The 19,260-nt window shown below is 63.6% G+C and carries 17 protein-coding genes; 12 read left to right on the top strand and 5 right to left on the bottom strand.

Annotated features, from left to right (window positions below):
* Nucleotides 1–48: 48 nt before the first annotated feature.
* Both BCA01S_RS10765 and mnmC read right to left on the bottom strand, forming a co-directional pair.
* A complete protein-coding gene (locus tag BCA01S_RS10765; protein WP_027776891.1) occupies nt 49–1,254 on the bottom strand; it encodes a cation:proton antiporter in 1,206 nt (401 codons plus the stop codon).
* Between the two features lie 864 nt (nt 1,255–2,118).
* Nucleotides 2,119–4,098: a bifunctional tRNA (5-methylaminomethyl-2-thiouridine)(34)-methyltransferase MnmC2/FAD-dependent 5-carboxymethylaminomethyl-2-thiouridine(34) oxidoreductase MnmC1 gene (gene mnmC, locus BCA01S_RS10760; RefSeq protein ID WP_027776890.1), complete on the bottom strand. Its 1,980-nt coding sequence runs from the start codon at nt 4,096–4,098 to the stop codon at nt 2,119–2,121.
* Between the two features lie 413 nt (nt 4,099–4,511).
* Between mnmC and BCA01S_RS10755 the strand changes: the two genes are divergently transcribed.
* The gene (locus tag BCA01S_RS10755) at nt 4,512–4,790 is read left to right on the top strand and encodes an HU family DNA-binding protein (protein WP_006050811.1); all 279 of its coding nucleotides are present in this window, start codon (nt 4,512–4,514) and stop codon (nt 4,788–4,790) included.
* A 140-nt stretch (nt 4,791–4,930) separates the two neighbouring features.
* Here BCA01S_RS10755 and BCA01S_RS10750 read toward each other — a convergent pair whose 3' ends face one another.
* Both BCA01S_RS10750 and BCA01S_RS10745 read right to left on the bottom strand, forming a co-directional pair.
* On the bottom strand, nt 4,931–6,268 hold the full coding sequence (locus tag BCA01S_RS10750) for a GTP-binding protein (RefSeq protein WP_027776889.1): 1,338 nt from the start codon (nt 6,266–6,268) through the stop codon (nt 4,931–4,933).
* Between the two features lie 194 nt (nt 6,269–6,462).
* Nucleotides 6,463–6,909 carry a lytic transglycosylase domain-containing protein gene (locus BCA01S_RS10745; protein WP_027776888.1) on the bottom strand — a complete coding sequence of 149 codons (447 nt, stop codon included), beginning with the start codon at nt 6,907–6,909 and terminating at the stop codon, nt 6,463–6,465.
* A 517-nt stretch (nt 6,910–7,426) separates the two neighbouring features.
* Between BCA01S_RS10745 and gspD the strand changes: the two genes are divergently transcribed.
* Genes gspD through gspF form a run of 3 tightly spaced genes read left to right on the top strand, consistent with a single transcriptional unit; the run spans nt 7,427 to nt 12,556 of the window.
* Entirely contained in the window at nt 7,427–9,778 is a 2,352-nt protein-coding gene (gene gspD / locus BCA01S_RS10740; protein ID WP_027776887.1) for a type II secretion system secretin GspD, read from the top strand.
* Nucleotides 9,775–11,334 carry a type II secretion system ATPase GspE gene (gene gspE, locus BCA01S_RS10735; protein ID WP_020067388.1) on the top strand — a complete coding sequence of 520 codons (1,560 nt, stop codon included), beginning with the start codon at nt 9,775–9,777 and terminating at the stop codon, nt 11,332–11,334. Before gspD ends, gspE begins: the two co-directional genes overlap by 4 nt.
* A gap of 4 nt (nt 11,335–11,338) precedes the next feature.
* Complete coding sequence (gene gspF / locus BCA01S_RS10730; RefSeq protein WP_027776886.1) at nt 11,339–12,556, top strand: type II secretion system inner membrane protein GspF; 1,218 nt, start codon at nt 11,339–11,341, stop codon at nt 12,554–12,556.
* A 94-nt stretch (nt 12,557–12,650) separates the two neighbouring features.
* On the opposite strand, the gene BCA01S_RS10725 is transcribed toward gspF, so the two are convergent.
* A complete protein-coding gene (locus tag BCA01S_RS10725; RefSeq protein ID WP_027776885.1) occupies nt 12,651–13,064 on the bottom strand; it encodes a type II secretion system protein N in 414 nt (137 codons plus the stop codon).
* A gap of 157 nt (nt 13,065–13,221) precedes the next feature.
* On the opposite strand from BCA01S_RS10725, the gene gspG reads away from it, so the two are divergent.
* The 8 genes from gspG to BCA01S_RS10685 are packed head-to-tail and all read left to right on the top strand — an operon-like array spanning nt 13,222 to nt 19,260.
* Nucleotides 13,222–13,686, top strand: coding sequence for a type II secretion system major pseudopilin GspG (gspG, locus tag BCA01S_RS10720; protein ID WP_027776884.1), 465 nt, complete (start codon nt 13,222–13,224; stop codon nt 13,684–13,686).
* Nucleotides 13,677–14,267 (top strand): GspH/FimT family pseudopilin, encoded by a 591-nt coding sequence (locus tag BCA01S_RS10715; RefSeq protein WP_084166853.1) that lies wholly within the window; start codon nt 13,677–13,679, stop codon nt 14,265–14,267. Before gspG ends, BCA01S_RS10715 begins: the two co-directional genes overlap by 10 nt.
* 1 nt (nt 14,268) lies before the next feature.
* Nucleotides 14,269–14,682 carry a type II secretion system minor pseudopilin GspI gene (gene gspI / locus BCA01S_RS10710; protein ID WP_020067383.1) on the top strand — a complete coding sequence of 138 codons (414 nt, stop codon included), beginning with the start codon at nt 14,269–14,271 and terminating at the stop codon, nt 14,680–14,682.
* Nucleotides 14,660–15,337 carry a PulJ/GspJ family protein gene (locus BCA01S_RS10705; RefSeq protein ID WP_027776882.1) on the top strand — a complete coding sequence of 226 codons (678 nt, stop codon included), beginning with the start codon at nt 14,660–14,662 and terminating at the stop codon, nt 15,335–15,337. The genes gspI and BCA01S_RS10705 overlap by 23 nt, the downstream gene beginning before the upstream one ends.
* A 1-nt stretch (nt 15,338) precedes the next feature.
* On the top strand, nt 15,339–16,529 hold the full coding sequence (gene gspK / locus BCA01S_RS10700) for a type II secretion system minor pseudopilin GspK (protein ID WP_027776881.1): 1,191 nt from the start codon (nt 15,339–15,341) through the stop codon (nt 16,527–16,529).
* A gap of 28 nt (nt 16,530–16,557) precedes the next feature.
* Nucleotides 16,558–17,958 carry a type II secretion system protein GspL gene (gspL, locus tag BCA01S_RS10695; protein ID WP_027776880.1) on the top strand — a complete coding sequence of 467 codons (1,401 nt, stop codon included), beginning with the start codon at nt 16,558–16,560 and terminating at the stop codon, nt 17,956–17,958.
* Nucleotides 17,955–18,458, top strand: a complete 504-nt coding sequence (locus BCA01S_RS10690) for a type II secretion system protein M (RefSeq protein ID WP_027776879.1) — start codon at nt 17,955–17,957, stop codon at nt 18,456–18,458. Before gspL ends, BCA01S_RS10690 begins: the two co-directional genes overlap by 4 nt.
* 22 nt (nt 18,459–18,480) lie before the next feature.
* Entirely contained in the window at nt 18,481–19,260 is a 780-nt protein-coding gene (locus BCA01S_RS10685; protein WP_027776878.1) for a type II secretion system protein N, read from the top strand.

Below are 19,260 nucleotides of genomic sequence, written 5' to 3'. Positions count from 1 at the left end.
TTATTTGAGCAATATGTGGATTAATGCGCGGCCGGAAGCGCGAAACGCTTACTCTTCGCGCCGTTCGGCGACCAGCGCAAGGCTGCGATACACGAGCCATGGCCCGAGGATTTGCAGCACGACGATCGAACACATGACAATCGCCCGGAGTTGCGGATCGAAGTTCGGATAAAGGTTGTACGTGTCGTCGACCAGCAAATAGGCCAGTGCCGACATCGGCGACAACGACAGACCGAGCGCGATGCCCTGCTTCCAGTTCAGACCGCTCGGCTTCGCAAAGGCGAGCACGCCGACAAGTTTCGCGACAAGACGCGCAACAATCAGGCCCAGCGCGGCGACGCCGCCGAGCGCAATGTCTTTCCACTCAAACGATGTGAGCGTCAGCACGAACAGAATCACGGTGAGAAGCCACCCTGCGGTGCCGAAATGCTGAGGCCACAATTGCGGCCGCGCCTCCAGATTTTTCACGATAATGCCGGCGGCAAGCAGCGCGAGAATCGTCGACAGCTTGAACAGATGCGCGACCGCGATCGCGAGCAGCACGAGGCCGAACAGCGCGACGAACGAATGCTCGTCCTGCATGTTCATCCGGCGATAAAAGAACGTACAGGTGCGCGCGAGCAGATACGCGAGCACCAGCGAGCCGGCAAGCAGATAAAGCGGCTGAAGGATCGTCGCAAAGACGTTGCCGTAGGCTTCCTGATGCAACCAGCTCGATACCAGTTTTTCGATTACCACCGCATACATGCTGTTCAACGCAGTGAGCGTCAGCAAACGCTGCGTGACCTGACCTTCCGCGCGCAGCTCGGTCTTGAGCTGAATCACCATTGCCGGCGACGTCGCCATGGCGATTGCGGCGAGCACGGTCGCGACCATTAGCGGCACGTTCAGGAACAACAGCACAGGCAAAACCAACGCGAAAGTCAGTGTCGCTTCGGCGACGCTCGACATGACGAGCCAGGGGTTACGGCGAATCCAGCGCAAATCGAGCCGGCTCCCCAATTCGAACAGCAGCAAGCCGAGCGCGACATCGAGCAACGGCCGCGCGGCCTTGGCCGATTCTGCGTCGATCACACCGGATCCCGCTGCGCCGGCAATCAGACCGATGACCGCATAGCCGGAAATACGCGGCAAACGCCACGCGCGATAACAGAGTTCGCCGCATAAACCCGCGGCAAGCAATGCGAGCCCCGCCCAGAAAATGGCGTCGGGTGCGAGCGGCCAGGCGGGGAAAAATGAAAACGCCGAATTCATCGTTATGGGTTCTCCTTTGCAGCAACGGCAGATGACACGAACCGGCGCAAACCGGCGCGAACACCGGCAAGCGGGTGCGCGCACAAGGCGCTCACTTTCGCAAACGATTCGCGTGATCCGCGTTGCGAGTTTTCAACGAGCAGATGATTCGAACGCGCCGCAGTCGCAGGGAGCCGGCGCATTCAGGGGTGCGGCCGTAGCAACCAGCACGGCACGGTGAAAGAACGCCGTCGACGTTGAATCAGAGTCTGATTGAACGGCACCGTTCCGTTGCTGCGGGTACTGCGGGAGCAGGCACCACGCGGAAAAGAACGGCGATTGTGCCATAGCTTTTTCAGCTTTAACCGAAAAGACGCCAACATGCAGGCAAAACGGTAAAAACATGCTTTATCTTGCCGACGTGTGGAAAAAGCGACCGTTTTCCCTGCTCACTTTGGACTCATCGCCGGCGTTCTTGCGACGCCTGCCGACGAAGTTTGCACTGTCGGCATGTGTTTTTCAGGACAGTGATTAGTCATAGTCGCACACCGCGCCGGGATGGTTTGATGCGGGCGTCAACGCGTGAATCAGCTCGGGCCTTGCTGTTTACGTGTTTACTGTATGTATACGTAGTAACAGTTAACAAGCTGACCCGGATTCTGTGGATAACCGGTGTTTACTGAAGTAAATCAGCGCTTTGCAGATTTCATAACGGCAAGCACAGCGTGTGCGATGGCGGCGCGTATACGAGGGTAACTTTTCGCGGATTTCGACGGCGGTCGAGTTACCCCGTTTACATCCACAACGGTTCCACACGAGTTGCGCAGGTAAACAATGCGGTTATCCACAATTCGCGGTGGATAACCGGCCCCACCCAGACAACCGTTAACTGGCGAAGCTTCCCTGCCGCAGCGCACGCAACAGAAAGCGCGCGGGGTCGATGTCTTCCGCGAGATCGCGCTCCAGCGGCCAAGGCTCGCCTTCTATCTGCGAGGCGATCAGTTCCGCGCCAAGCGCCGCCCACACGAGACCACGCGAGCCATAAGCGAACGCGCTGTACAGGCCTTCCATGCGTGGCAAATCTAGCGGCCATGCGCCGCGCAAACGCTCGGCGTCGCGCGTGGCGAGCGCTTCATCGGCGACGTTGCCGACCATCGGCATGCGGTCGCTCGTCACGCAGCGAAATGCGACTCGGCCGGCGAGCGCTGCTGGATCGGCACTCGCGGCAATATCTGCGAACGCGGGCAACATCTGCGCAACGCGCCCGATATTTTCCAGATGCCCGCTGGGCCGAAGCGACGTATCGGCGTCGTCGAGTTCATACGTGGCGCCCGTCAGCGTGACGCCGTTGGGTAGCGGTATCGCATACCCATCGCCGATCACAGGCAACCCGAGCGACGGCGCCGAGCCCGCGGGCAGCAAAGTGAGTTGCCCGCGTATGCTGCGAGTCGGCGCATGCTGCAACCCGGCGATGCGAGCCGCATCGTGTGCCCCGGCGACGATCACAACCGAGGCGCGCACCAGTTCTTTACCGCTGGTATCGAACACGCTCCACCGTTTGCCCAAACGCTCGACGCCTCCTACATCCACGCCAAAGCGTCGTTCGAGCAGATCGCCCGCCGCGGCGCATTGCGCGGCACAAAGCGATGCCGGGTCGATCGAGCCGCAATGCGGAAACAGCCAGCCGCCCCGCGCGAGCGGCACGCCAGTAAGTTGTTGCGCATCCGCGGCGGAGACCGGCGTGACGAATTCCGGCGGGTAGCGTAACGCCGCAATGGCTTCGCTCATGGAGCGTGCTTCGTCGTCGCTTTCGGCAATCTGCAGCAGGCCCGGCGCCCCGCGTGACGGCGCGTAACCGAGCCGCTCAAGCGCTGCCCAGCGCCTGAGCGCATACAGAAAGCCGGCGCGTGTGACGCGCGAGGCGACGCTGTCGTCGCGCGAAATCATCGGATGGAACACGCCGGCCGGGTTGCCCGACGCGTCTTGCGCAACCGACGCGTGCCGTTCCAGCGACGTCACGCGCCAGCCGCGAGCGGCCAGCCGCTCGATCACCGAGCATCCCGCCAAACCCGCGCCGATCACGACCGCATGCCGCTCGTCGGGCGCCAATGGTCCGACCGGCGACGGCGGTTCATGACGACGAACGCGCCATCGCGGCGCGAAGTGGCCGACCAGCATTGCCCGCTTCCAGCCGAACCCTTCAACCTTGCGATACTCGAAGCCGCATTGGGTCAGCGCGCGCTTGATGTCGCCGGCACTGCTGTACGTCGAGAAAGTCGCGCCCTCGCCCGCGACCCGCGCCAGCGACTTGAAGACGGCGGGCGTCCACAGTTCGGGGTTTTTCGCGGGCGCGAAGCCGTCCAGGTAGAACGCGTCGGCGCGCAAGCGCAGGGTCTGCAAGCTTTGCTGGGCGTCGCCAAAAGCCAGCGTGAGAACCACACGTCCGTCTTCGAACTCGATCCGATGCGTGCCTGGCACGAGCATCGGCCATTCGTCTGCGAGCATTTGCGCGAGCGCCGCTATCGCCGGATCGCCGATGGTCGCGGCGTAGGCCCGGCGCAGATCGGCGAGCGTGAACGGATGTTTTTCAGTGGATACGAAATGGAGTCGCTCGCAACGCGACGGATCTGCGCGCCACGCGGCCCAGGTCACCAGGAAGTTGATGCCCATGCCAAAGCCCGTTTCCAGCACGGTGAAGATGCGCCGCCCTTGCCAGCGTTCGGGCAGCGCATTTCCGCGCAGAAACACATGGTCGGCCTGCTCCAGACCGCCGACGGCGCTGTGATAGATATCGTCGTAGAGGGGCGAAAACGGTGTGCCGTTGTCCCGGAACGAGAGGACGGCGGGGATTAGCGGATCGGTCATGCGTGACGCAAAGTGACGCCCGCGACGAGCGGGTCGAACGTTACCGCCGGCGCGCGCCTCGCCGGGCGGCGAAGAAGACGCGCTGAGCGTTGGCAAAAACCAACGGCAAAGCCCCGTCCGTGCTGGGTTTCGACGCTCGCGGTGTGGCCAGATACGCAAAAAGTACCGTTTCCTTGCTGTATCTGTTCTAAAACCGCGTAATTCTTCGAAACCCTTGTCCTGATTGGGTTTGCGCTGCGCTATCATAGCAAGCGCCGCGAGAGGAGCGGCAGCACGGCCGACGGACACTTGCTGTCCGGCGCTTTCGATCCGGAGGGGCTCCGGAGCCGCAGCTGCTCGACGGCGTGGCGCGCGCACGTATAATCGGCGCGTTCGCGCTGTTCGTGTCAACCTAAACTCAGAAAGGAACCTTAATGAACAAACAGGAACTGATCGACGCCGTCGCAGGACAGACGGGCGCCAGCAAGGCTCAAACCGGTGAAACGCTGGACACGTTGCTTGAAGTGATCAAGAAGTCTGTGTCGAAGGGTGACGCGGTCCAGTTGATCGGCTTCGGTAGCTTTGGTTCGGGCAAGCGCGCAGCGCGTACGGGTCGCAATCCGAAGACGGGCGAAACCATCAAGATTCCGGCCGCAAAGACCGTCAAGTTTACGGCTGGCAAGGCGTTCAAAGACGCAGTCAACAAGCGCTAAGCAGATTACTGCCAGGCAGTTGACACCCGCCAACGGCGGGTTTTTTTTCGTCTGCGCTCCGCCGGCGAAGGTTGCGCGAGACGGGCGCGATGCTGTGCCGCGACCCGGATCGCGGCTTTCACTGTGATAACCGAGACCGCTCAGTCGTGGCGATGTGGAATCTCGCCGTGACTGTGACCGTGACCGTGACCGTGACCGTGACCGTGGTCATGGCCGTGGTGGTGATCGTGATCGTCTTCGTCGAAATCCCACGCTGGGAACGGGTCGGCGAACTGCTGCCAGCCTTGCGGTCCCAGCGCGTTTTCCGCGTCCGTAAGAAGGCACGCGTCGAATTTCGCGGACCACAGCGCCGGGTCGATGCCCACGCCGATCATCACCAGCTCCTGCCGACGGTCGCCGATGCTTAGGTCGTCCGGCGCGCCGTACCAGTCGGCGGCAATTTCGGCGGCCAGTTCGTCGTCAGCTTCGGGCCATTCGCTGCGGTCCTGGGCCGCCCACCACATGCCCGCGGGACCGTGCCGGCAAGCGCCGCCCGCCTGAGACAGCGAGCCGGCGATATCGTTACGCGTCGCGAGCCAGAAAAACCCTTTGCTGCGCAACACGCCCTTCCACTCCTCATGCAGCAGCGCCCACAGGCGTTCCGGATGAAACGGACGACGCGCGCGATAAACGAAGTTGCCAATGCCGAACTCGTCGGCTTCACTGTGATGGCTATGCCCCTGCGCGTGCTCATGTTCATGGCTGTTAACCGCCGCAAGCCAGCCAGGCGCGCTCGACGCCTCGTCGAAATCAAAGCGGCCCGTGTTCAACACCTGATCGAGCGGCACGGCGCCGAAGCGGCTCACTACCTGCACCGCCCGCGGGTTGATTCGCGCGAGAATGCGTTGCAGACGTGTGAGTTCGTCGGCGCTGACCAGATCGGCCTTGTTCACCACGAGCACGTCGCAGAATTCGACCTGCTCGACCAGCAACTCGACCAGCGTGCGGTCGTCCTCTTCGGTGGCGGCAATGCCCCGTTCGGCGAGCGCATCCGCCGAGCCGCAATCGCGCAGGAAGTTAAATGCATCGACCACCGTCACCATCGTATCGAGCCGCGCGACGTCGGATAGCGACGCGCCGTCGTCGTCGATGAACGTGAATGTCTCGGCGATCGGCATGGGTTCGGCCACGCCGGTCGACTCGATCAGAATCGCGTCGAAGCGTTTTTCCGCGGCGAGGCGTTTGATCTCGACCAGAAGATCGTCGCGCAGCGTGCAGCAGATGCAGCCGTTCGACAATTCGACCAGCTTCTCTTCGCTATGCGAAAGCGCGGCGGCGTCTCGTACCAGCGTCGCGTCGATATTGACGGCGGCCAGATCGTTGACGATCACGGCGACTCGCAAGCCGGCGCGATTCGCGAGGATGTGGTTCAGGAGCGTGGTCTTGCCGGCGCCCAGAAAACCGGAGAGCACGGTGACGGGCAATGGCGGCTGGTTCATCGCAGTACGGGAAAGCTGGAAATTGGAGAGCTTGCCGGGCGCAGCATTGCTGCATGAGCGTCGAAACGGGGGCGAGACTCTAGCGCCGACGGCAGCACGAAGCCGCATTGTGCATCAAATCCGGGATGGGAAGCGGACGGTGCCCGCCAGCCGGCTATGGACTGGGCTGCTCCGCAGGCGGAGCAGCGGGCTAATCAGCGCGCAGCCGGCATCAGGTTCCACTTGCGCAGAATCGCGGCGATCTGTTGCGCGTACTTGTCGCGCAACGAGGGCGTCTCGGAGTGATACGCGCCGATCGCTTGCCACGTATTGCCGTACTTGTTCATCTGACGGCGCAGATGCCAGGCCGCGATGTAGACGTTCTTGCAAGGCTCCATCAGCGTGCCCTGCGAGATGCCGTATTGGGCAAGCGTGGGCAAGTGAATCGAGTTGATCTGCATGACGCCGTAGTCGGTCGAACCATTCGCGTTCTTGTGCTGTGCGTCCGGCCGGTTATGCGACTCCTGCCACGCGATCGCGCGCAGGACCAGCGGATTGACCTTCTGATATTTCGCTGCCTCGTCGAAACAATCGGCGCGCGCCGGCCCGGCTAATGCCAACAAGGTAATTCCTGCCAGGGCGGTAACGAGGGATCGATTCATCGGTCAAGCTGACTTGGCAAAACCGCAAGGGTAAGGCTTCGTAATGCATTGCGTCGGCCATTGTTCAGACGCAGGAAGCCGGAAACCGCACTGTGGTCGGGCGTTGACGCAACATCCGGGAAAACCCGCGTTGGCAACAGCGAACCGGCGGCTCGAACGGCTCGTATGATACCGGCAGGCCGATACCCGTCAAGTTGGCTAACAGACATAAGAGCGCGGAACACGAAGTTCCGGCGCGGTTTTCAGTCCGTATCGTTTGCCTTTCAATGTCCCGACGAAGCGGCTGGATGCTGGAGGAAACTCTCGGCGCCTTTCCATTTGTGACAAATCCGACATGAAAAACTGTTACTGTTCACTTTTTTCGGACATCGGATGGCCAGCATTTTAGGGCGGGTTTCCGCCCACCTGGCCCGCCAGCAGACCGACAGACCGGCGCTCTGCTCCCATGTCCGCGCTGCATGACCGCCGGCGGCTCGAGCTGCCGGCATCGACATTACATTCCATGAGAAGAAATCGTATGGCTTTGCGTCGCGTCGCAACGGCGTTGCTGGTGGCTGGACTGATCACTGCGCAGACGGCGGACGCACAGGTGACCCTCAACTTCGTCAACGCCGATATCGACCAGGTGGCCAAAGCGATAGGCGCTGCGACCGGCAAGACGATCATCGTCGACCCGCGTGTCAAAGGTCAGTTGAATCTCGTATCGGAAAACGCTGTGCCCGAGGACCAGGCGCTGAAGACGTTGCAATCCGCGCTGCGCATGCAAGGCTTCGCGCTGGTACAAGACCACGGCGTACTGAAAGTCGTACCCGAAGCCGACGCCAAATTGCAGGGCGTTCCGACCTATGTCGGCAACGCGCCGACTGCGCGAGGCGACCAGGTCGTCACACAGGTATTCGTGCTGAAAAACGAGTCGGCCAACAACCTGCTGCCGGTGCTTCGCCCGCTGATTTCGCCGAACAACACGGTGGCCGCTTACCCGGCCAACAACACGATTGTCGTGACGGACTACGCGGACAACGTGCGGCGCATCGCGCAGATCATCGCCGGTGTCGATTCGGCGGCCGGCCAGTCGGTGTCGGTCGTGCAACTGAAAAACGCGAACGCGCTCGACATTGCCACGCAACTGAACAAGATGCTCGACCCGGGCGCGATCGGCAGCACGGACGCCACGCTCAAAGTGTCGATCACCGCCGACCCGCGCACCAACTCGCTGCTGATCCGCGCGTCGAACGGCGCGCGTCTCGCCGCCGCGAAAACGCTCGCGCGCGAACTCGACGCCCCCACCAGCATGCCCGGAAACATGCACGTCGTGCCGCTGCGCAACGCCGAGGCGACCAAGCTCGCGAAGACCTTGCGCGGCATGCTGGGCAAAGGCGGCGAAAGCGGCTCGTCGGGAGGAACGAATGAAGCGAATGCCTTCAACCAGACCGGCGGCGGTGGGCTCGGCGGCAACAATTCGACGGGCACATCGGGCACTCCGCCGCTGCCGTCGGGCGGGCTCAACAGCAGTTCCATGTCCTCGCCGATGGGCGGCGCCGGTGCGGGCGGCTATGGCTCGAACAGCGGCGGTTCTTCGGGCGGGCTGCTCGGCGGCGACAAGGACAAGAACGACGACAATCAGCCAGGCGGGATGATTCAGGCGGACTCCGCCACCAACTCGTTGATCATCACCGCGTCGGAACCCGTGTACCGCAATCTGCGCACGGTGATCGACCAGCTCGACGCGCGCCGCGCGCAGGTCTATATCGAAGCGCTGATCGTGGAACTGAATTCGAACACGAGCGGCAATCTCGGCATTCAATGGCAGGTCGCGAACAATTCGATTTTCGCCGGGACCAACCTCGCAACTGGTTCGAGCAACAGCATCATCAACCTGACGGCTGGGGCCGCGGCGGCTGGAGCCACAGGCGGTCTCGCCACGGCGCTGGCCGCGCAAAACGTGCAGCAGGGGTTGAACATCGGCTGGCTTCACAACATTTTCGGCGTGCAGGGTCTCGGCGCATTGCTGCAGGCGCTCTCGCAGACCGCCGACGCGAACGTGCTGTCCACACCTAACCTGATCACGCTCGACAACGAAGAGGCGAAGATCGTCGTCGGTACGAACATACCTATTCAGACCGGTTCGTATTCGAACTTGACGAGCGGAAATACAAGCTCGGCCTTCAACACGTACGACCGCGTCGACGTGGGCCTGACGCTGCACGTCAAACCTCAGATCACCGACGGCGGCATTCTCAAGCTGCAGCTCTACACGGAAGACTCGGCGATCGTGAACGGCACGACCAACGCGGCGACGAACCCGGCCGGCCCGCAGTTCACCAAGCGTTCGATCCAGTCGACGGTGCTCGCGGACAACGGCGAAATCATCGTGCTCGGCGGTCTCATGCAGGATAACTACCAGGTCAGCAACAGCAAGGTGCCGCTGCTTGGCGATATTCCGTGGATCGGCCAGCTGTTCCGCTCCGAGCAGAAGAACCGCAACAAGACGAACCTGATGGTGTTTCTGCGCCCCGTGATCATCAGCGATCACGACACCGCGCAGGCTGTCACGTCCAACCGTTACGACTATATTCAAGGTGTGCAGGGCGCCTACCGGCAGGACAACAACCTGATGAAGGACAAGGACGACCCGGTGGTTCCGCCGATGCCGGTCGGCCCGAGCCAGGGCGGATCGCCGTTGAATCTGTTCGATCTCGACCAGATGCGCCGTCAGCAGATGCAGCCGCCTCAGCCACGTTCGTCCGCGCCGCAGCCGAATACCGGCACGCCCTACACAGTGCCCGCTGCCCCCGCGGTGAACGGCGCCGTGCAGAGCAACCCAGTGCCGGTTGCGCCGTCCACCGCATCGCCAGGAGTTCAGCCGTGAATACGCCGTCCATGCCGCCGTCAGCCTCAACGTCGCCGGCATCGTCGCGGGCCGCCGGAGTTGCATCGGCGGCAATGACAGAGCACGCCGATCATGCGGAGCGCGCGGCGCCGTCCGCGATCGCAGCGAGGCTAGTGCCCTATGGCTTCGCGCGCAGCGGCCAGATCCTGGTCGCGCATCAGCACGCCGACAGCCTCGAAGTGTGGATCAGCGAGCGTACGAGTGAAGCCGCGCTCGCCGAAGTGGCGCGCAATTTCGGCGCGGTGTCCGTGGTGCGTATTCCCGCCGACGAACTCGCGCAGGCGATCAACCAGGCCTATGCGCGCCAGGACGGCAGCGCGGCGCAGGTGGTCGGCGAAGTGGAAGGCGAAGTGGATCTGTCTCGCCTCATGCAGGACATTCCCGAGGTGGAAGACCTGCTGGAATCCGAAGACGACGCACCGATCATCCGCATGATCAACGCGCTGCTCACGCAGGCGGCGCGCGAACAGGCGTCGGACATTCACATCGAGCCGTTCGAAACGTCGTCGGTGGTGCGTTTTCGCGTCGACGGTACGTTGCGCGATGTCGTGCGTCCAAAGAAAGCGTTGCATGGCGCGCTGATCTCACGGATCAAGATCATGGCGCAGCTCGATATCGCCGAGAAACGTCTGCCACAAGACGGCCGTATCACGCTGCGCGTGGGCGGGCGTCCGGTCGACGTGCGCGTGTCGACTCTGCCGACAGGCCACGGCGAACGCGCGGTGCTTCGTCTGCTCGAAAAGGACGCGACGCGCCTGAATCTCGAAGCACTCGGCATGGGCGCGGACACGCTCGGCAAGTTCGACAAGCTGATCGGCAGGCCGCACGGCATCGTGCTGGTAACGGGCCCGACCGGCTCGGGCAAGACGACCACGCTATACGCATCGATGTCACGGCTTGAAACGGCGACCACCAACATCATGACGGTGGAAGACCCAATCGAATACGACCTGGCGGGCATCGGCCAGACCCAGGTGAACGAGCGGATCGGCATGAACTTCGCGCGTGCGCTGCGCTCGATTCTGCGTCAGGACCCGGACATCATCATGATCGGTGAAATCCGCGACCTCGAAACTGCGCAGATCGCAGTGCAGGCTTCGCTCACCGGCCACCTCGTGCTGGCTACGCTGCATACCAACGACGCCGCGTCCGCCGTCACGCGTTTGACCGACATGGGTGTCGAGCCGTATCTGCTCGCGTCGTCGCTGCTCGGTGTGCTGGCGCAGCGGCTCGTGCGGCGTTTGTGCCCGGTGTGCCGCGAAAAGCGCGTCGAAGAAGACGGTCGCGTGCATTGGCATCCGGTCGGCTGCGACAAATGCGGCCAGTCCGGTTATGCAGGCCGCCGCGGCGTGTATGAACTGCTGCTGATCGACGACGAAATCCGTACCCTGATTCACCGCAACGCGTCCGACGCGGACATCCTTGCGGCAGGCCGCGCGCAAGGCATGCTCACACTGCGCGAGGACGCGGAGCGCTGGCTCGCTTCTGGGCTCACGTCGCTTGAAGAAGTGATCCGCGTGACGGGCGGAGCATAAGCGCATGCCGGCATTTCGTTTTGAAGCGATCGACGCGGCGGGCAAGGCGCAAAAAGGCGTGCTCGACGCCGACAGCGCGCGCGGTGCCCGCACCAACCTTCGTTCGCAGGGACTCACGCCGCTCGTAGTCGAACCGGCGGCCACACGCACGCGCGGCGAGCGCAATCAACGTCTGTCGTTGGGGCGGCGGTTGTCGCAGCGCGAGCAGGCGATTCTCACGCGTCAGCTGGCCAGCCTGCTGATTGCCGGCCTGCCGCTCGACGAAGCGCTCTCAGTGCTCACCGAACAATCGGAGCGCGACTACATTCGCGAACTGATGGCCGCGATTCGCGCGGAAGTGCTCGGCGGCCACTCGCTCGCGAATGCGCTGACGCAGCATCCGAAAGACTTTCCAGAGATTTATCGCGCGCTGGTTGCGGCCGGCGAACATACCGGCAAGCTCGGACTCGTGCTGTCGCGGCTTGCCGACTACATCGAGCAACGCAACGCGCTCAAGCAGAAGATCGTGCTCGCGTTCACCTACCCGACCATCGTCACGATCATCGCGTTCGGCATCGTCACGTTTCTGTTGAGTTACGTGGTGCCGCAGGTGGTCAACGTGTTCGCGAGCACCAAGCAGCAACTGCCCTTCCTCACGATCATGATGATGGCGCTGTCCGGTTTCGTGCGGAACTGGTGGTGGGCCGTGCTGATCGCGGTGGCGATTCTCTTTTATGCAGTACGTTCGACGCTCAGACAAGCCGGCCCGCGCCTCGCGTTCGACCGGTGGCTGCTCACCGCCCCGCTACTCGGCAAACTCGTGCGCGGCTACAACACCGTGCGTTTTGCGAGCACGCTCGGCATTCTGACGGCGGCCGGCGTGCCGATTCTGCGCGCGCTGCAGGCCGCGGCTGAAACGCTCAGCAATACGGCCATGCGCGGCAACATCGACGACGCGATCGTGCGTGTTCGCGAAGGTACGTCGCTCTCGCGCGCGCTCGGCAACACGAAGACGTTTCCGCCGGTGCTGGTTCACCTGATCCGCTCGGGCGAAGCGACCGGCGACGTCACGACCATGCTCGACCGAGCGGCCGACGGCGAAGCGCGCGAACTCGAGCGCCGCACGATGTTTCTGACGAGTTTGCTGGAGCCGCTGCTTATTCTGGCGATGGGCGGCGTGGTGCTGGTGATCGTGCTGGCGGTGATGCTGCCGATCATCGAGTTGAACAACCTGGTGCAGTGAGGGCGGCGTGAGGGTGGCGTGGCGGCGCCTTTGTGCGGCGGCCGTGCTGCGGGTCGATGCGAAGCGGCGTGCGTGTCGCCCGGCTCTGCTCCGTTTAGCGGACGTAGATCGTGGGACCCGCCGCGTTGGCCGGCAGGAATACTTCGGAATGCGCGCCATTGCGGTCGATAACGATCGAACGGGCGCGGACTTCGGAGAGTTTGGCGCCTTGCATCAGTGTGCTGCCGAGCGATACCGCACGCGGAGGTTCGCCGCCCACGCTGACAATGGCCGCGGCGCCTTCACGCAAAGCAAGAATGCCGAACAGGTGCACGTCCTGGTTGGCGGTGCGCGTGAGCTGGCCGCCGAACAGCGTGGCGGCCTGGTCGGTCGAGACCTGCGCGTGCGCGGCGGCTGCGGGCAACGGTGCGCCCGACGTCGTGGTGAGCGTGATGATCCAGTAGGTCAGCGTCGCGCAGAACACGGCGAACAGCGCAAGCGACAGAAGGCGGATTTGGATGGCGTTCATGCGCATCATTGTACGGACTATTGTGAAAATTGCGTTGGGTTGAAACCCCGCGATTGCATGACATTAAAATGACCGGCCGGGCGTGTTCAATGGCACCGAAAGTGCTGGACGCGAATCCCGCCCAGTCGAAAATTCACCTGAAAAGAGGTAGCAAGCTATGCAACTGTCGACCACTCGCCGCACAGCAATCGCGGGTCCGCGCAGCCGTCGTCAACGCGGCTTTACGCTGATCGAAATCATGGTCGTGATCGCGATTCTCGGCATTCTGGCCGCGTTGATCGTGCCCAAAATCATGAGCCGTCCGGACGAAGCGCGGCGCGTTGCCGCGAAGCAGGACATCGGCACCGTGATGCAGGCGCTCAAGCTTTATCGTTTGGACAACGGCCGTTATCCGACTCAGGAGCAGGGCCTGCGCGCATTGATCGAAAAACCGACCACCGATCCGGTACCGAACAACTGGAAAGACGGCGGCTACCTCGAACGTCTGCCGAATGATCCGTGGGGCAACGGCTACCAGTATCTGAATCCGGGCGTGCACGGCGAGATCGACGTGTTCAGCTACGGCGCAGACGGCAAGGCGGGCGGCGAAGGCAATGACGCCGATGTGGGCTCGTGGCAATAGACGACAGCAAAGCACGCGTGACGATCAAGCCGCCGCTCGCCGCGGCCGGTACCGCTACGCACGCGCGTGGCTGCCGCCGTTCGGCTGCATGGAGCGCAAAAGGCGCAATGAGCGCGAGCGCCGGCCGTCGACATGCGGCGGGTTTCACACTGCTGGAAATGATGGTGGTGCTGGTGATTGCAGGCTTGCTGGTGTCCTTGACCGCATTGACGATGACGCGCAATCCGCGCACCGATCTGAACGAAGAAGCGCAACGTCTCGCGTTGCTGTTCGAGTCGGCCGGCGACGAAGCGCAGGTGCGCGCGCGTCCCATCGCATGGCAACCATTAGACGGTGGCTTTCGTTTCGACATGCGTACCGAAGACGGCTGGCGTCCGCTGCGCGACGATCTGCTGAAGCCCCGTCAGTGGGAAGGCGGCGTGACCGGCGTGACGATCGACTATCCGGGTTCGAGTTCGCAAGCGAGCCGTGTTGTATTCGGCACCGAGGCGATCGACGTTCCGGTGCGCATCACGCTCTTCTCCGCTGCGGGGCGCGCGACGATCGTCGGCACCGGCAACGGCCGCTACGAGGTTCACTGACATGCGTCGTTGCAGCAGCACGGCGGCGCGCAAGGCCGCTAACCGCCAGCGCGGTTTCACGATGATCGAGGTGCTCGTTGCGCTCGCGATCATCGCGGTGGCTCTCGCCGCATCGTTGCGCGCAGTAGGCAGTCTCGCGAGCGGCGAAGCCGATCTTCACCGGCGCCTGCTGGCTGGCTGGAGCGCGGACAACACGCTCGCGCAGTTGCGTCTTACGCATGCATGGCCGAACGTCGGCTCGACGAGCTTCGATTGTTCGCAAGGCAATTTGCAGTTGATCTGTACCGAGCATGTGACGTCGACGCCGAATCCGGTGTTTCGTCGCGTGGAAGTCATGGTGACGATGCCTGGGCGTTCCGGCAACCTCGCTCAGATGGTCACGGTGGTCGCGAATGAAAACAACCGTTCGCTCTGAGCGCCGCCGCCGTGCGGGTGCGCATGGCTTCACGCTGATCGAGCTGCTGGTCGCGATTGCGATCATGGCGGTGATCGCGGTGTTGTCGTGGCGTGGACTCGATCAGATCATTCGCGGCCGGCAGACCATCACCAATGCTATGGAAGACGAGCGGGTCTTCGCGCAGTTGTTCGACCAGATGCGTATCGACGCACGTCAGGCCGCCTCGGACGACGAATCCGGCCAACCCGCGGTGTCGCTCGCGGGCGGCGGCTTGCAGATCGTGCGGCAATTGACCTTGCCCGGCTCCGCGCCGCGTTTGCAGGTAGTGCGTTACCGCGTCACCGAAGGACGCGTGATTCGCTATGCGTCGCCGCCGCTTGCGAGCGTCGGCGATCTCCGCTCGGCGCTGCGCGGCGGCGAAAGCGAAGGATGGACCGGCTTGCCTTTGATGGGCGGCGTCGGCGCGATTTCCGCGCGCCTCTACGTGCCGAGAGTCGGCTGGACGACGCAGATGAAAGACGTGCAGGGCGCGATCACGGAGGCCGACAACAACCTGAAGGTGCCGCAGCTCGGCAATGCGCCGTTGCCGCGCTCGGTGACCGGACTTGAAGTGAGCGTGGGCGCGAAGTCGCTCGCGCGGCCCATCACTCGCGTTTTTCTGATCGGAGAATGACATGAGGTTCTCCTGGCTTCATACGCGACGCCCCGCGGTTTGTTCAGCCTCGATCGATGGCTCGCGTGGCTTGGCGCAACATCGGACGAAGCGAGGCGGACAGGGCGGCCAGGGACGTGCACGACAACGTGCACAACAGCGCGGCGCGGCCATTATCAGCGCGTTGCTGGTAGTGGCGCTGTCGGCCATTCTGGTCTCCGGCATGCTGTGGCGCCAGCAGGTTCAGGTTCGCCGAATCGAGAATCAGCGCCTGCTCGCGCAGGCCCAATGGGTCTCGCGCGGAGCGCTCGACTGGACGCGTCTGATTCTTCGCTCCGAAGGCGATACTTCTGCAGGCATCACGTATCTGGGCGGCGTGTGGGGCGTGCCGATCGCAAAGACGAGACTCTCCGATTTCCTCGGCCAGATCGGCGAGGTCCGGGCTCAGCAGGGCGCCGCCACCTATCTGTCGGGATCGATTGAAGACGCGCAGGCCAAGTTCAATCTTCGCAACCTGGTTGCGAGCCCCGCGCCCGGGGTCATGCAACTGGACACGGAACAGATCGGCGCATACCAGCGTCTGCTCGTGTCGCTCGGCTTGAGCAGCCAGCTCGCCAGGAACACCGCCGCGCAGGTGCGTGCGAGCCTCGCACAGTCGGCAACGCGTTTTCAGACTGTCACGTCGACGTCCGGTACGACAGCGACGGCGCCCATTCAAGGCGGCGCAATGAGCGGCGGCTTTACCGACAAGCCCGGTATCGAAGACGGCGACGACAGCGCGGCCCACGCGCCGTTGCAAATGACTAGCGTCGACTCGTTGCTCGACATTCCCGGCTATACGCCGGAGATGGTCGCGCGCTTGCGGCCCTTCGTCACCGTGCTGCCTACGGTGTCCGCGGTCAACATGAACACGGCCTCCGCGGAAGTCATCGCCGCGATTGTGCCGGGCATGAGTCTGTCGTCCGCGCAGGCATTCGTCGCGCGCCGGCAGACGGTGTTTTTCCATAACGCCGGCGACGTGCAGCTTGCTTTGCGCGGCGCGGGTGCGCAGATCGTCTCGGTCGATCCGAATCAGTACGACGTCAATACGAACTACTTTCTGATCCACGGGCGCGTGCAGCACGAGCGCGCCGAGGTGGATCGCACGACGCTCGTCTATCGCGATGCTTTGACTCACACTACGCGTATCGTGCGGGTGCAAGACCAACTATGAATAACGCCTTTCCCAAAGAGAGTGGCCTTTGAGCACGCTGATCGTCTTATTGCCGCCGCGTGATCCGGCGGTGCCGTCGCAGGAATGGCAACTGCCGGACTTGCCATTCGTCCTGCTCGACAAGTCGGGACGCATGCAGCGCGCCGGCCGCTCGGCGCTTGCGCTGCTGCCGCGCGCCACGTCGACGGTGCTGATGGTTGCCGCGCGCGACCTGCTGATGATGCCCGCCACGCTGCCGCCGCTGCGCGGCCCGAAGCTGCGCCAGGCATTGCCGAATATCGTTGAGGATCAACTGATCCAGGACCCGCAAACCTGCCATATCGCCGTCGATTCGCAATCGGCCGCGGGCGGTCGTCAGATGCTGGCGATTATCGACCGTGGGTGGTTCCGCTTCATCTACGAGGCTTTCTCCGCAGCTGGCCACCGGAGTCTGCGCGCCGTGCCGGTCACGCGTTGTCTGCCGGAAGCAACGTTGCCCGCCGTGCCGGCCGAAGTCGCCGAAACCGTGAGCGCGACCGAGCCGGCCATGGCGGGCGCGTCGCTCGCAGACACTGCGCCGGTGCCGGGTGCGACCGACGCTGCGCTCGAAGTCGTGCCGATGGTGGCGGCGGTGCTCGGCACCGTGGTTCAGACTGCGCCCGCGATGCTGCTGGAAGGCGCCGTCGAGGGCGGCATGCCGCGCGTGGAGCTGGCGATTGCCCGCGGCGCGCAAGGCGAGGGCCTTGCAGTGCCTGCAAATGCGGTGAACGCGACGCTTGCCGCGCTCGCCGGCGCAACGCCGGTTTTGCTCTATATGCTGACCGAGGTTCCGGGCAACGAGCCGAGTCCTGGTGCGAGCAGTCCGGCACGTCTCGGCGCGCTCGTGCACGGCGCGAGTCCCCTGCCCTTCGAGCAGCTTGCGCGCCGCGCGCTCACATGCCGCTTCGATCTCTGCCAGTTCGAATTTGCGTCGCAGCCATGGCGGCTCGACCGCGCGACGCTGCGCCGTTTGCGCCTGCCGGTGCTGCTGGCGCTCGGCGCGCTGGTGGTCGCCATCGTCGGTGCAAATGTGCAGTGGTTGATGCTTTCGCGCCAGCGCGACGCGATCAGCACGCAGATGACCGAGCTTCTGCTGACCACCTTTCCGAAGACGACGGTCGTGCTCGATGCGCCCGATCAGATGTCGCGTCAGTTGCAGCAGCTGCGGGTGGCCGCCGGTGAGCTTTCGCCGGGCGATTTTCTGTCGCTCGCCGATGGCCTCGCGAGGTCGCTCCCGCCTGTGCCGGTCAACGGCATCGCCGCGCTGGATTATCACGACCGGCGTCTCGACGTTACCTTCAAACCCGAAGTGAAGCTCGACCCGGATTTCGCCAAACGCCTTGCGCGCAACGGACTGAGCGGCGCGATCGACAGCAACACCGGCAAGTGGACCATCAGGAACGGACAATGAAAGCTGAACTCGCGCAAACCTGGGCAGGCTTCTGGTACCAGCGAACCGACCGCGAAAAAGCGTTGCTGACGTGGGGCGGCGGCGTGCTCGCAGTGGTGATCGCGTGGTCGGTGCTGTGGGCGCCGGCGCAGGAGGGCCGCGCGCGTCTGCGTGAATCGTTGCCCACCTTGCAGCGGCAGCTCGCGCAAATGACCGCGCAGGCCAACGAAGCGCGCCAGCTTTCGGCGGCGGCACAGGGCGTTGCGCCGACTGGCGGTGCGCTAAAGGACGCGCTCACCGCGTCGCTGAGCGATCATGGGCTTGCGGCCACGCAAGTGCAGGTGATCGGCAACGCGGTGCAGGTGCAGATGAAGAACGCGTCGTTTCCCGTGTGGACGGCTTGGGTCGACGACGTGCGCCGTCAGTTCAAGGTGCAGGTCTCCGAGGCGCACGTGACCGCGCTAAAAGAAGACGGCCAGGTGGATGTCACTGCGTCCTTGCAGCCGTCCACGGCGAAATGACCGCGCTGTCACGGGATCTCGCATGACTTACTGGATGCGGCGCCTGCGCGCCGTGCTGCCTTGGGTGCTGGTTGCGGCCCTGTCGAACGCCGCCGTGATGCTCGCGCTGTTACCCGCTGCGTGGATCACGCCGCAATTTGCCCGCCAGAGCGGCGGCCATGTGAATCTCGTCGACCCGAGCGGTTCGCTCTGGCACGGCTCGGCTACGCTGATGCTGGCGGCCGGCTCCGACATGAGCGCCGCGACGCTGCTGCCGGGGCGGATCGAATGGCGCACGGCGTTCTGGCCGCTCTTCACCGGCCGTGTGCGCATGACCATGCGGCATAGCGAGGCAATGCCCGATCCGATTACCATCGACGCAACCCCGCGCAGCGCCAACGTCACCCCCGGCACGATAGGCGTCCCTGCTTCGCTGCTAAGCGGTCTGGGAGCGCCTTTCAACACGCTGGATCTACAGGGCGACGTGCGGCTTTCGTGGTCGGACTGGCGCAGCTTCAACCGCGAGGCGTTCGGCCAGTTGACGGTCGCGCTGAGCGACGTGAGTTCGCGTGTCTCGCCGGTAAAGCCGCTCGGCTCGTACCAGCTCGTGTTCCAGGCGGAGGGTGTCTCGTCGACGATCGAGTTGCGCACAATCAAAGGCCCGCTGATGCTGAACGGCCGCGGTGTGGTGTCGCCGGCTTCCACGTCATTTCACGGAACGGCGACGTCCGCGCCCGAGGCTCGCGACAATCTTGCGGGACTGCTGAATTTGTTGGGACGACCGAGCGGACCGGACACCGTCACGTTGTCTTTCGCTCATTGA

This window comes from Paraburkholderia caledonica NBRC 102488, from assembly GCF_000685095.1.
Taxonomy (GTDB): domain Bacteria; phylum Pseudomonadota; class Gammaproteobacteria; order Burkholderiales; family Burkholderiaceae; genus Paraburkholderia; species Paraburkholderia caledonica.
The sequence above is the reverse complement of the archived record's forward strand: the minus strand, read 5'-3'. Positions and strand labels throughout refer to the sequence as shown.